At 33.9% G+C, this 13,057-nt stretch carries 11 protein-coding genes and 1 riboswitch; of the genes, 4 read left to right on the forward strand and 7 right to left on the reverse strand.

Translation table 11 applies throughout. The features are described from left to right. Nucleotides 1-125 precede the first annotated feature (125 nt). The gene (purB, locus tag JQC67_RS15550; protein ID WP_203253838.1) at nt 126-1,469 is read left to right on the forward strand and encodes an adenylosuccinate lyase; all 1,344 of its coding nucleotides are present in this window, start codon (nt 126-128) and stop codon (nt 1,467-1,469) included. Between the two features lie 67 nt (nt 1,470-1,536). Here purB and JQC67_RS15555 read toward each other — a convergent pair whose 3' ends face one another. The 5 genes from JQC67_RS15555 to JQC67_RS15575 all read right to left on the reverse strand — a co-directional run bounded on the left by JQC67_RS15555 (nt 1,537) and on the right by JQC67_RS15575 (nt 4,650). Then, nucleotides 1,537-2,346 carry a mechanosensitive ion channel family protein gene (locus tag JQC67_RS15555; RefSeq protein ID WP_203253839.1) on the reverse strand — a complete coding sequence of 270 codons (810 nt, stop codon included), beginning with the start codon at nt 2,344-2,346 and terminating at the stop codon, nt 1,537-1,539. 161 nt (nt 2,347-2,507) lie between these two features. Further along, nucleotides 2,508-3,044 (reverse strand): DUF4252 domain-containing protein, encoded by a 537-nt coding sequence (locus JQC67_RS15560; RefSeq protein WP_203253840.1) that lies wholly within the window; start codon nt 3,042-3,044, stop codon nt 2,508-2,510. A gap of 71 nt (nt 3,045-3,115) precedes the next feature. Next, nucleotides 3,116-3,673 (reverse strand): DUF4252 domain-containing protein, encoded by a 558-nt coding sequence (locus JQC67_RS15565; protein WP_203253841.1) that lies wholly within the window; start codon nt 3,671-3,673, stop codon nt 3,116-3,118. A 43-nt stretch (nt 3,674-3,716) separates the two neighbouring features. After that, entirely contained in the window at nt 3,717-4,154 is a 438-nt protein-coding gene (locus tag JQC67_RS15570) for a hypothetical protein (RefSeq protein WP_203253842.1), read from the reverse strand. After that, the gene (locus JQC67_RS15575; protein WP_203253843.1) at nt 4,141-4,650 is read right to left on the reverse strand and encodes an RNA polymerase sigma factor; all 510 of its coding nucleotides are present in this window, start codon (nt 4,648-4,650) and stop codon (nt 4,141-4,143) included. The genes JQC67_RS15570 and JQC67_RS15575 overlap by 14 nt, the downstream gene beginning before the upstream one ends. Nucleotides 4,651-4,879: 229 nt before the next feature. Between JQC67_RS15575 and JQC67_RS15580 the strand changes: the two genes are divergently transcribed. Further along, on the forward strand, nt 4,880-6,409 hold the full coding sequence (locus JQC67_RS15580; protein ID WP_203253844.1) for a S41 family peptidase: 1,530 nt from the start codon (nt 4,880-4,882) through the stop codon (nt 6,407-6,409). Nucleotides 6,410-6,662: 253 nt separating this feature from the next. Next, nucleotides 6,663-8,141: a S41 family peptidase gene (locus JQC67_RS15585; protein WP_238934855.1), complete on the forward strand. Its 1,479-nt coding sequence runs from the start codon at nt 6,663-6,665 to the stop codon at nt 8,139-8,141. A gap of 113 nt (nt 8,142-8,254) precedes the next feature. On the opposite strand, the gene JQC67_RS15590 is transcribed toward JQC67_RS15585, so the two are convergent. Both JQC67_RS15590 and JQC67_RS15595 read right to left on the reverse strand, forming a co-directional pair. Beyond that, nucleotides 8,255-9,676, reverse strand: coding sequence for a DUF5074 domain-containing protein (locus tag JQC67_RS15590; RefSeq protein WP_203253845.1), 1,422 nt, complete (start codon nt 9,674-9,676; stop codon nt 8,255-8,257). A 4-nt stretch (nt 9,677-9,680) separates the two neighbouring features. Continuing rightward, nucleotides 9,681-11,510: a TonB-dependent receptor plug domain-containing protein gene (locus JQC67_RS15595; RefSeq protein ID WP_203253846.1), complete on the reverse strand. Its 1,830-nt coding sequence runs from the start codon at nt 11,508-11,510 to the stop codon at nt 9,681-9,683. A gap of 46 nt (nt 11,511-11,556) precedes the next feature. After that, nucleotides 11,557-11,766: riboswitch (cobalamin riboswitch) on the reverse strand. Nucleotides 11,767-11,908: 142 nt separating this feature from the next. Here JQC67_RS15595 and JQC67_RS15600 point away from each other — a divergent pair. Beyond that, nucleotides 11,909-13,054, forward strand: coding sequence for an ABC transporter substrate-binding protein (locus JQC67_RS15600; RefSeq protein WP_238934857.1), 1,146 nt, complete (start codon nt 11,909-11,911; stop codon nt 13,052-13,054). Nucleotides 13,055-13,057: the final 3 nt, after the last annotated feature.

Raw genomic sequence — 13,057 nt, forward strand, 5'->3', positions numbered from 1 at the left:
ATCTCAAAATCAACCAGAAAACTAATAGACAGTTCATAAAAGGCTAATTTGACTATAAAACTATAATAGCAAACTTTCAAACTCTCATTGTATTAGGTATCTTTGCAGCTTTTAATATAGCATCTATGTCATTAAACCAATTGAATGCTATTTCGCCTATTGATGGGCGTTATAGAAACAAAGTAGATAATCTAGCACCTTTCTTTTCAGAAGAGGCACTCATTAAATATCGAGTTCAAGTAGAAATCGAATATTTCATAGCATTGTGTGAAATACCATTACCGCAATTGGCTGATTTTGACAATAGTAAATTTGATACGCTTAGAGAAATTTATACCAGTTTTGATACCGCTGATGCGCAGGAAATAAAAGATTTAGAGAAAACTACTAATCATGATGTTAAAGCCGTTGAATACTTTATAAAAAAGAAGTTTGATGTCTTAGGATTAAATACTTTTAAAGAATTTATTCATTTCGGATTAACATCTCAAGATATTAATAATACAGCTATTCCACTTTCAATGAAGGAAGCCATGAATGCTGTTTATGTGCCACAATATTTTCAATTACTTGAGAAATTAGAGGGATTAGTAACCGAGTGGGCAGAAATTTCAATGCTAGCAAGAACACATGGTCAACCGGCATCCCCTACCCGCTTAGGAAAAGAAATTGAAGTTTTTGTTGTTCGTTTAAAAGAACAATTCAACTTGTTAAATGATATACCAAGCGCAGCAAAATTTGGTGGTGCTACCGGAAATTATAATGCACATAAAGTGGCCTACCCAAATATTGATTGGAAAGCCTTTGGTCAAAAATTCGTTCAAGAAAAATTAGGGCTGCATCATTCTTTTCCAACAACACAAATTGAACATTACGATCATATTGCTGCATTGTTTGATTGCATGAAACGTATCAATACGATAGTTATCGACTTAGACCGAGATTTCTGGACGTATGTTTCTATGGATTATTTCAAACAGAAAATTAAGAAAGGTGAAATTGGATCTTCGGCTATGCCACACAAAGTAAACCCAATAGATTTTGAGAACTCTGAAGGAAACTTGGGCATCGCAAATGCAATCTTTGAACACTTATCTGCCAAATTACCAATTTCAAGATTACAGCGTGATTTAACAGATAGTACCGTACTTCGTAATATTGGTGTGCCTTTTGCACATACTATGATAGCATTTCAATCTACAATGAAGGGCTTGAATAAATTGCTTTTAAACAAAGTGAAATTTGAACAAGATTTAGAAAATAATTGGGCGGTTGTCGCAGAAGCTATTCAAACTATTTTACGAAGAGAAGCATATCCAAATCCGTATGAAGCTTTAAAAGGTCTAACGCGAACCAATGAGAAAATAAATCAGCAATCTATTTCAGGGTTCATTGATACATTAGAAGTTTCTGACGCTATTAAAACAGAATTAAAGGCAATTACTCCAAGTAATTACACAGGTATTTAAACCGAACATATAAGCATAAAAAAAGACCGCAATTGCGGTCTTTTTTATGCTATTAAAAATCAAATTTCTATTTATTGATTTGTACTTCATGTGGGTAAGGAATTTCGATACCAGCTTTGTCTAATGCTATTTTAGAATTTTCATAAGTAGCAAAGTATACATCCCAATAATGTTCAGGAGCACAATATGGTCTTACTGCAAAATTCACTGAACTATCCGCAAGTTCCATAACATTTACTGAAGGTGCTGGATCTTTTAAAACCTTAGGGTTAGAAGTAAGAACCTCTAATAAAACTTCTTTTGTTTTTTTGATATCCTCATCATAACCAACACCAATAACGGTATCAACCCTCATTTTACCTTCCGCAGTATAATTGATGATATTTCCGTTTGCCATTGCGCCATTGGGTACAATCGCTAATTTATTATCAGGCGTTATTAATTTTGTTGTGAAGATTTCAATTTCTTTAACGACACCTAAAGTACCTTGTGCTTCAATTAAATCACCAATCTTATACGGCTTGAAAATTATTAAAAGCACGCCACCCGCAAAATTAGAAAGTGAACCTTGTAATGCTAAACCAATAGCAAGACCTGCTGCTGCTATTAATGCCGCAAAACTAGTAGTCTCTACTCCAAGTGTTGAAATAACCGTTATAATTAAGAAAATGGTCAAAGCCCATTTTGCCAAACTCAAAAGAAACTTCTGAAGTGACTTATCGTATTCTTGAACAGTCATTCCTTTTGTAAGCAGTTTCATGAGTTTTTTAATTACCCATGCACCAATTATATAAATCAATATTGCGCCTACTAGTTTTGGTCCAAATTCAACAATGAAATCTATTCCCTTGTCAATCCATACTTGTGCATCTTCCATAATGTTCTTTTATTTTTTAGGTTATTCTTATGCTATTACGACACCAAAATAAGCAACAAGTCACAATTTGCCATTATTTTTATGAAGCGTTATTATTTACTAACATAAAAAAAGCCCTGTTCAGCTTATGCTGAACAGGGCTTACAATTAAGCATAAAATTTTATTTTAAGAAGCTTCCAAGTTGCTCAAGACCTTCACCTTTATAATTAGACTTTTGAATCGCTTTAATTAATTGCATCATATGTTGCGGCTTCATATTATCTCCTAAAACTCGAATAAGTGCAAAACCTTTTTCTTCACTATTACCATATATCACAACCTCATCAATTGCATCATCATCACCAAGATATTGTACACTTGCATTACCACCACCAAAATTAAACTTCATCAATTCATTGAATTTATCATTTTTTAAAATACGTTTTACTACCTCTTTCTCTGCATTATATTCAACGTTATTTTCATTCGTTTTTTTAAAGGCCAAAATATTCAGTTTTTTTAACGACTGCATGGCTTCACGTTCACTTTCACTTAAATCAACATCAGCCAAATTCAAGACACTTGTTGGAACATCTAATTTTAAAAAATTTGGATTTTCAGAATTGTCGATATAATATTCTTGCAAACTTTGGGTAGATGAACAGGCAGTGATTAATACCATGCACATCAATAATGATAGTTTTGTTATAATTTTCATGATGTAATAATTTTGATTGATGAATTAAAATAAGCCGTAGAAGATAAATTTCTACGGCCTACAATTAGTTTTTACTTTTGCTTTTTTTCAGCAGCTTTACTCAATTGCTTACCACCTGGCAAGTCCATTTTCTCGGTAAGCTTTCCTATTTTACGCAAATCAATATCACCCGTTAAAGAAAGTAATACCGTTTCCATTTTCTTACCTTCTATTTCGATGTTTTTATCAGCCATTCCGGTAACAAACATCAAGAGTTCTTTAACGTGATCATCATCTTTTCCTTCTTTTACATAAAATTTCACATTAGAATCTCCATCACGAACACGCATCAACTCTTCATAAGTTGAACCTTTTAGCCTTGTTGTAACCCAACCATTCATATCATTAGAAATAGAAGCATTTGCGGTAGTAATTACCCTAAAGCTAGTAATGGATTTTACCAAGCTAAAAAAATCTTGTGCTTCTGGATCATCTGAATCAACGCTAATATTGGCTAGCATTTGAAACATCTTTGGTTGCATTGCCACAAAAGTTACATCGCTATTGTCTTCATATTTTTCAAAAATATCTTGACTGTAAATGAAGGTTGGCAATATTGCCAGTAGTACTATAATTATTTGCTTTTTCATTGTATTAATTTTTATTGTTCGTAATTTAATTGAAGTAATCTGATTAATTTTTTTGTATAAATCTAGTTGTGTTTTTCTCAAATTCATTTAAGTGAGAAAATTGATGGGTACCCTTATTAAAATTATCACCAAGCAATGCTAAGGCCTCTTGCGCTGCGGCAATTTCTTCAGGTGAGTACTCATCTTCAATAGCTGTTGGTTGATTAAAATACAACCCTGCACAAATTGCGACTGCAGCCGCGGCAGAATACCATCCGTAACGGTTCTTTTTCACCTTAGTTACTTCTGAGGTTAAAGGAACCTGTTTTGTAAAGCGTTCTTTTTTTGCACTTGCAAAGTATTGAAACATGGGGGCGTACTGTTCAAGATGTGGTGCTACACTTTCTTGTGAGAAGTACTCTTTTAATGTCTCTTCTTCAGCAACCGTAGTGGCAGCCTCGAAATACTTTTCTATTAACTTTTCTATGTTATCTAATTCCATAACTGTGTTTTTCCAATAATTTTTCTCTAACAATTTTTCGTGCTCGTGATAACGCTACGCGTACTGCGGTAGGTTTCATTTCTAACATTTCAGATATTTCATCTAAATCATACTGTTCTACATCTCTCAATTGTAATACCATTTTTTGCTGTTCAGGTAACTCTTCCATTATCCTTTGCACCCATAAAACACTGTCTGATGCTTCTACTTGCTTTTGTAATGAACTATTATCATCAGTATAATTACTGTGTACTAACTTCAAATTTGATGCCTGTTTCGATTTTAAACGGTCAAGACAAAAGTTTTTAGTCATAGTCATCGCAAAAGCTTCTACATTTTTATAGCTACTGATAGCATTGCTTTTCGTCCATAGCTTTAATAATATTTCTTGTGTTGCGTCTTCTGCTTCTTCAGTTGAGACTAACAATCGCTTAGCCATACGAAAAAGCTTGTCTTTAAAGGGCGTTACAATATTCAGAAATTCTGCTTGTTGCATTATTGGTTGTTGTTTTGCAATCCTTATTATGGGGTTACAAATTGAAGACGAATCATACTTAAAATTGTTACAAAATATTTTTTAATACCTCAGAAGTAAGTAATTTCACCACTTTTTGGCACTAATAAAGCAAATATTATAGCATTCTCTATACATTAAGTAGGGATTACCAGAACTCGGTTGTTATACTATTAATTGCACTATTACCTGCAAAAGTAAACCCAAAAGCATGAAAAATTCCCTATTCTTTCTTTTTACAATTATTCTTTTTATCTCAAGTTGTAAAAAAAATGATGATGTAGTTATTGACGAAGAAACTGAAGAAGTAAAAGATGTTGTGCTCGGAAATGAGGCCAATGATTTTACTTGGAAAGCCATGAATTCTTATTATCTATGGCAAGATGAAGTAATTGAACTTGGTGATGATCGTTTTGCTGATAAGAATGATTATCATAAATTTTTAAACGGTTTTAATTCTCCAATCGCATTATTTCAAACATTGAAATCACCAAAAGATCGCTTTAGTGCCATAGTTGATGATTATGACCTATTATTCAATGTATTATCTGGTGTATATACTACCAATGGTATTGATTTTGTACTAACCCGACCACCTGAAGGCGGAAATAAAGTTGTCGGAGTGGTTCGATATGTAATAAATGACTCTGATGCTGCCACAAAAAATGTAAACAGAGGTGATGTGTTTTATGCCGTTAATGGTGTTGAATTATTTGCCGAAACAGATATAGACGGCAACATCACTTCAAGTAACCTAGATTTATTAGATCCAGAGACTTTTACATTAAACTTCGCTGAGATTTCAGAAAATAACGAAACCGTACCAAACGATGTAAACATAGAGCTTACTAAAGCTGAAATAACAGAAGACCCAATATTGGTTTCTAAAACACTTGAAGTTAGCGGCATAAAAATCGGTTATATCATGTACAATAGCTTTCCTTTTGATTCTGATATCGCCCTTAATGAGGCCATTGGTGTCTTGAAGAGTGAGAATATTGACGAATTGGTTTTAGATTTACGATATAACGGTGGAGGCAGCGGACAAACTGCTCAAAGACTTTGTAGTATGATAACTGGTCAATTCACAAACGAGCTTTTAGGTAGAGATATGTGGAATGCCAAATGGAACAATATTCTAGGGTCTCAAGACTTTTTTGTTGATACCATAGATGAAACACCTATTAATCATCTAAATCTTGATAAAGTATATATTATTGCAACTGATGATACTGCCTCTGCGAGTGAATATGTACTAAACAATCTTGCACCATATATAGATGTAATACATATTGGAGATGTCACTGTAGGTAAAAATCAACTATCGGTTTCCTTAGTTGACAATCCGGGTCAAGTATATAAAGAGGAAGGGCGGCAAGATTTACCTTTGCCTTATATTGTTTTAGGCGGAGAATACAAAACTGTTGAAAACTCAAATTCCAAACATAAATATGCCTTACAGCCCATAGTAGGGCAAGCACAAAACGCTGATGGCTTTGGAGAATTTACAGATGGTTTACAACCAGACTTTCTGCTACAAGAAAGTTTGGGCAACTTAGGGCAACTAGGTGAACAAGGTGAGCCCTTATTAGATTTAGCAATCGAAAAAATTACAGGTGTAACTTCAAAGGCCTCAAAATCGTATGTACCTGATAACATGAAAATAAAGACCATAAGTAGTTCAACTAGAATGAAGCCATATGGTGGTACAATTCACAAAGGTTTTATTGGAATAAATTAGTTCTTTTCAAATAGTATTAACTAATCGAATGAATTAACATGCAACAAATACTACTAGGTTAAAGTATCATTTTCCATGATAATACCGGTCTTAGTGAAGTTTATTAGGATAACTTTTTATGTTAATATGAGAAAATGCAAAACCATAAACTAAATAGACTCGTAAATACGTTAAGATTAAAGTGATAGCACAATATGGGTAATAAAACACTTGGAACGAAAATTGATACTTTGCTGTAAAAAAGAAGAAATCTATGAAAGGTAAGAATATGAATAAATATGTATTATTATTTATACTATCAGGTATAATGCTAGGTGGCTGTAAAAATGATGATGCCATTATGATTAACCCTAACATACCTAGCCCTGATCCAAGTGCTAATGTTGTTGTACAAGACTTTATGTACAGAGCAATGAATACGTGGTATTTTTGGCAAAAAGATAAAGCTGATCTCGCTGATGATCGCTTTTCAAATACTGAAGATTACACCACTTTTTTAGCTTCAGAAACCGACCCAAGTGCTTTTTTCGAAAAATTAAAAGTTAGTGAAGACCGTTTTAGCCGTTCAAGTGATGATTATAAAACTTGGACCAATGCTTTAGCTGGTATTTCTAAGAGTAATGGATTAGAATTTGGTTTGGTTCGATTAAACCAATCAGACAGTATCTTCGGAATTGTACGTTATATCATTCCGAATTCAAATGCAAGTACTAAAAGCATAAAAAGAGGTGATATTTTTATGGGTGTCAATGGTCAGGTTTTAACAGATGATAATTATATCAATCTACTTTTTGGAGATTCAGATACCTATACACTAAATATGGCTGATATTGAAGATAATAAATTAACTGCTAATGATATTGAGGTTAGTTTAACCAAGGAAGAAGGTCTTGCTGAAAATCCGATATTTTTAGATAAGATTTTTGAAATAGGCGGAAAAAAAATTGGGTATTTAGTTTACAATGCGTTCACTGATGAGTACGATGAAGAATTAAATCAAGTTTTCGGGCGATTCGTTGCTGGCCAAGTTGATGAATTAGTTTTAGACTTAAGATATAACTCTGGTGGTGATGTAAACTCTGCACGTTTACTTTCTAGTATGATTCACGGACTTCATACTGACAAAGTCTTTTTAACGCAACGTTGGAATGCCAAATGGCAAGCTTTTTTCGGAGAAGAACTCACCGATAATTTTGCTGATAAAACAAAAGCAGGCACCCAATTGAATACGCTTAATTTGAGTAAAGTTTATATTATAGCAACATACGGTTCAGCGTCAGCAAGTGAATTAGTTATTAATAGTCTTAGACCGCATATGGAAGTTATTCATATCGGCGAAAAGACTAGAGGTAAAAATGAGTTTTCGCTTACGTTTGTAGATGACCCACAAAGCCCTTCATACCCATACCTTTTTTCACGAGGTAGAGAAGATAAAATTAACCCAAGTAATAAATGGGCAATTCAACCTTTGTGCGGACGTAATGAAAACGCAGATGGTTTTTCTGATTACACATCAGGTTTAATACCAGATGAACTATTACAAGAAGATTTAGCCAATTACGATGTTCTAGGTGATCAATTTGAGCCATTACTGGCAAAGGCAATTGAAGATATTACTGGCACTACTGGCAAGCGAAGCTTTGAAGTAAAAATGCCCGCTAATTTAATTACAGATTCTAAAATGTTCGCTCCGTTAGAAGATCGAATGTTTGTTTCTAATCCTTTTGAGTAAAAACGAATTAGTAGTACAATATAAAAGCGACCATGAATTTCATGGTCGCTTTTTTTATATGACTATTTTTAATTCGACTAAAAATAAAAAAAGTCTAGAATTACATAAACTTACTAAAATTCAAATGCACCATTAAAGTAAATCGCAGTAGGAATAATTGAAACCTCTTCAGAAGTTAAAAGCGTGTTATTACTTAAGTCATACACTTCTAATGATCCATTACTTGAATAATCTTTAGCATCTACACCGTAAAGTTTTCCAGCATTCACTGACATATTAACAAAACTTAGTCCTGTAATTTCAGCTGTTGTAGGCAGTGTTGTGCTAGTAGCGTCTAATTTAAAAACTGATCCAGAAAGATAATAATATAAACTACCGTCTACTAAAGATAATGCTCCAGGATGTTCAGTCGTTTCAAAAGTTAAGGTTTCCGTAACTGTATTATCTGTAATATCAATTTTATCTAATTGACCAGGGCTTTCAATACCTGTCCATGAAGGGTTACCACCTGAAAGCGCCCAAAGATTACCATCAGCATCAAATTGCAGCGAATTAGGTCGATCTGCAACAGTAATTGAAGTAGTCACAGCATTCGTAGTTGCATCAATTACAGAAACAATATTGTTTTGGTTAAATCCACCTTTATGAGCAACATAGATTGTACTTTCATTGGCTACAATCATTTCAGGACCTTCTGCAACCGAAATAGGAGATTCAACTGTATTATTTTCTAAGTTGATTACTGCAATAAAATCATCATCAGGATTACTTCCGTCACCCCAATTGGTTACATAACCTTTCCCATTTACAATAACCATGAAACGAGGATTTAAAAAATCGGTTTTATCAGGCCCTCCAATTGTAGCGACCGACTCAAAAGTAAAGCGGTTAACCACTTCTATTTTTTGAGAATTATTAAGAACAATATAGGCCAAATCACCTTCAAAGGCTATACTTTGCGCAGTATCACCCCAACTATCAACTTCATTCACAGATTTAAAAATTCCATTTTCTGTTGATGTCAAATCATCCGACACAAAAGAGACAGAAGCGTTTCCTGCGCCAAAATTTCCTTCATGTAAAACTAGAATTCCGTTTTCATAAGCAAAAGAATCGTTATCAGTAATTGTTAAAGTTACCGCATTACTAGACCCAATAAGCTCTTGAGCGCCATCAATACTCGTAATGGTTATAACTAGTTCTTCAGAAGTCTCAACATCATCGTCATCTAATAATGTAATGTTTTGAATGAAAGTAGTTTCCCCTGCTGCTAATGTTGCAGAACCTGAAAGTGCCTCAAAATCTTCTGCAGCAGTAGCTGTACCAGAAACTTCATAGGCTATTACTATATCAGAGTTAAATGCCGTAGTCGCAGTAAAAGTAAGTGCAATAACGCCATCGCCCTCCGCATACGAATTATCAGTTACCGATATTGAAACGGCGCCAAGTTGTGGTTGAACATCGTCGTCATTTTTACATCCTACAAATACTATTGCAGCCATGGCTACAGTTAAAATAAAGCTTCTAATTTTCATTAGTTTAAAAATTTAAGATTAATTGAATTTGAAAATTTCTATTAGGCATTGGTCGCAATGCTACGTTCTCGTAATAGTTATTGAAAAGATTGTTTACTGTAACTCCTAAATTATAGTTCAATTTTTTGTTCGAATTCAGAGAATAATTAATTCCCATATTAGACACTTGATAGCCTTCTAATTCACCACCGATAATGGAAACAGGTCCATTGTATAAGTGCTGATAAAATAGACTTACATCAGAAATTGCATATGCCAAGGAAGCGTTACCCCGATGAAAAGGAACATAAATAAGTTGCTCTTTGGTTTCATTATCTTGTGATACGGTATAGGCATAATTCAATTTAAAATCGACATTCTGATTTTTACCGATAGGATATTTTATACCAACCTCACTTTCAAGACCGTAAATTTGTACTTTGTCAACATTAGTTGGTGACCAAGGCCCATTATTCTGTGGCAGCCATCGAATCATATCTTCAGTGGCGATATAAAAACTGTTTAGATTTACATATACAGAACCAAATTTTAGTTGATGCCCAAGATCGATTTGGTAAGAGCGCTCAGAAAGCAAATCTAAATTACCACCTGGCTGCCAATAAAGGTCATTGAAAGTAGGTGCTCGAAAATTTCGAGAAGCATTAAGTTGTAGCGTGTATTGGTTGCTAAATTCATGGCTACCGTCAATGGCAAAAATCAAAGGACTTGAAAAATCAGATGAGAAATCTTGTCGTAAACTGAAATTTACAACTGATTGCTTCGATAAATTATACTTTAAAATTGACGTTACAGAAACATCATTTCGTTGGGGACTACCGAAGCTACTCCCCTCACCCTTATAATTATTATATTCTATAAAAGAGAGCAATTTAAATAATTCAGAAAGCTCTATATCTAAAGAATACCGTGCTAAAAACGTGATAACCCTTCCTTCAGAAAAAATATCAGAATCCTTATTTTCAAAATATTTAAAGGCTTCATCTAAGTGTGCAAGCTTTAATTTTGAAACTGATTTTTCACTATAATGTGTCCACTCAATTTGTGTACGGTATTGATTATCCTTGTAACGACTTCTACCAATAGTTGCTAAATTTCCTGAGAGATTACGGTCACCAATGATGCTTTGATGGTATAATCGCAAAACATGCTTATCAGAAATTATATATCCTGAATTAAAATTTAAACTCAAGTTTTCAAATTCACCATTCGTATTTTTCTGATCGGTTTCTAGGTATTCGTAATCATTAGTAGACCCTTTATAATTTATACCAAAAGTGGATGACCACTTACCATTTCCGAAACTTTGATTGTAGTTGGCGTTTTTAGTATTAAAACTACCGTAACCTAAAATGAGACGGTGCCCAAAATGCTTTTCAAAGTTTAATTCATTGTTTAAATGAACACTGCCACCAATTGCACCAGTACCAAATTGCACACTGCCACCACCACTTCGAATTCCGACAGAACTATAATTCAATGGGTTAATTGTATTGAAGTCTACCTGACCATTCATTTGAGAATTAATATTAATTCCATTCCAAACCACAGCCGTATGCGAAGCATTGGTTCCTCTAAAAGCAGGTGAAGAGACCATGCCGTAACCATTTTCTTTAAAATAAATATTTGAATTGAATGATAAAAGCCCAGTAAGTGATGATGCGTTGCGCTGTATGGTACTATCTGTTAGAATAGATACTTTGTGACCTTCTGCATACCTTTTTACCCGAGTATCAGATATAACAACCTCATCCAATTCCCAGATAGGTGTTTTCTGAGCGGATAGCTGCCAACAAAAAGGCAATACCAATACTAAAGAGAATACATAGTTCTTCATAACCTAAACCTTTATCCCGAAAGTTTACTAATGTTTGTTGCTGCCAAAGGCAGACAAATTAAAGGCAGGTCTCCTGACTTGCTTTTTACTACTTACCTTCCCATTTGCTTTAGGCAAACAGTGGTTGAAGTTTGTAGCAAAATCCGATAAATCGGCAAAGCTTACAGTTGCGGGAACAGTTCTAGATTTTAACTAGATTCCCTTTTAATTAACACAGCCAATAGAGCCATGTCAAACCAAAAATTCAGCGCGAAAGTAGGCAATCTTTTTTCAAAGTATTGGCAAAAATTAAAAATATAATTGACCAACATAAAATGATGAAACCAATAATCCCACTTAGGTTATCAAAAAAATAATAAGATTAACTGTACATTTGGCCGCAATTAAAATTCATAGAATTGAGAAATTTACTTTTACTTTTTGCCTTACTACTACTTTCTTGTAAATCTGAAAATAAGAAATCAGAGCAATCAATTGAATTGCCAAAGGTTGAACAAATTGCAGTTAAGTATGCAAATGGATTTAGCATAGAAAAATCAGGAGATATTACAATTCTTAGTATTTCTTCACCATGGCCTAATTCAGAAAGTGCATTTACCTATGCCTTAATTCCGAAAGCAAAAATGGCAGCAATGACATTAAATGTTGATGCCTATGACGCAATTATTGGTACACCGGTAGACAATATAGTAGTTACTTCAACAACTCATATTCCTGCATTAGAAGCCCTCGGTGTGTTAGACAAATTAAGAGGTTTTCCTGACACACAATATATTTCTTCTGTAAAAACTCGAAAACTCATTGCTGATGGAAAAATAAAAGAATTGGGCAGCAATCATTCTTTAAATACTGAAATGGTTATTGAATTGAAGCCTGAAGTTGTAATTGGTTTTTCAATCAGCAGTGAAAATAAAGCGTATGAAACCTTAAGTCATGCTAAAATTCTGGTAGTATATAATGGTGATTGGACGGAGCAAACTCCACTAGGAAAAGCTGAGTGGATTAAATTTTTTGCACCTTTTTTCGAATTAGATGATAAGGCAAATTCGCTTTTTAATGAAATTGAAAGTTCGTATTTAGCCGTAAAAGAACTAGCTAAAAAAGCAAAAACAAAACCTACTGTTTTAAGTGGTGCCCTTTATAAAGATGTTTGGTATTTACCTGGTGGTGGTAGTTGGGCAGCACAATTTATTGAAGATGCAAACGCAGATTACTTGTATAAAGAAACCACAGAAACAGGGAGCCTTTCTTTGGGTATTGAAGCCATTTTAACCAAAGCTAAAAATGCTGAATTCTGGATATCGCCATCTCAATTCACGGCTTATAATGAAATGGAAAAGGCAGGACGTCATTACAGCCAATTTGATGCCTTTCAATCTAAAAACTTATACACATTTGCTAAAACAAAAGGTGAAACTGATGGGCTATTGTACTTTGAATTAGCCCCCAACAGACCTGATTTGGTTTTAAAAGACTTGGTGCATATCTTCCACCCAGATTTATTACCAAACCATAATCCGTTCTTTTTTAAACCCCTTGATTAAACA

The organism is Aurantibacter crassamenti, assembly GCF_016811105.1.
In the GTDB taxonomy this organism is placed as follows: domain Bacteria; phylum Bacteroidota; class Bacteroidia; order Flavobacteriales; family Flavobacteriaceae; genus Aurantibacter_A; species Aurantibacter_A crassamenti.

Excerpts from the sequence above, each read along its gene's own strand:
- JQC67_RS15565 (WP_203253841.1), bottom strand. The coding sequence starts at position 3,673 with ATGAAAAAGCAAATAATTATAGTACTACTGGCAATATTGCCAACCTTC.
- JQC67_RS15560 (WP_203253840.1), bottom strand. The coding sequence starts at position 3,044 with ATGAAAATTATAACAAAACTATCATTATTGATGTGCATGGTATTAATC.
- JQC67_RS15575 (WP_203253843.1), bottom strand. The coding sequence starts at position 4,650 with ATGCAACAAGCAGAATTTCTGAATATTGTAACGCCCTTTAAAGACAAG.
- JQC67_RS15590 (WP_203253845.1), bottom strand. The coding sequence starts at position 9,676 with ATGAAAATTAGAAGCTTTATTTTAACTGTAGCCATGGCTGCAATAGTA.
- JQC67_RS15570 (WP_203253842.1), bottom strand. The coding sequence starts at position 4,154 with ATGGAATTAGATAACATAGAAAAGTTAATAGAAAAGTATTTCGAGGCT.
- JQC67_RS15555 (WP_203253839.1), bottom strand. The coding sequence starts at position 2,346 with ATGGAAGATGCACAAGTATGGATTGACAAGGGAATAGATTTCATTGTT.
- JQC67_RS15595 (WP_203253846.1), bottom strand. The coding sequence starts at position 11,510 with ATGAAGAACTATGTATTCTCTTTAGTATTGGTATTGCCTTTTTGTTGG.
- JQC67_RS15580 (WP_203253844.1), top strand. The coding sequence starts at position 4,880 with ATGAAAAATTCCCTATTCTTTCTTTTTACAATTATTCTTTTTATCTCA.
- JQC67_RS15585 (WP_238934855.1), top strand. The coding sequence starts at position 6,663 with ATGAAAGGTAAGAATATGAATAAATATGTATTATTATTTATACTATCA.
- purB (WP_203253838.1), top strand. The coding sequence starts at position 126 with ATGTCATTAAACCAATTGAATGCTATTTCGCCTATTGATGGGCGTTAT.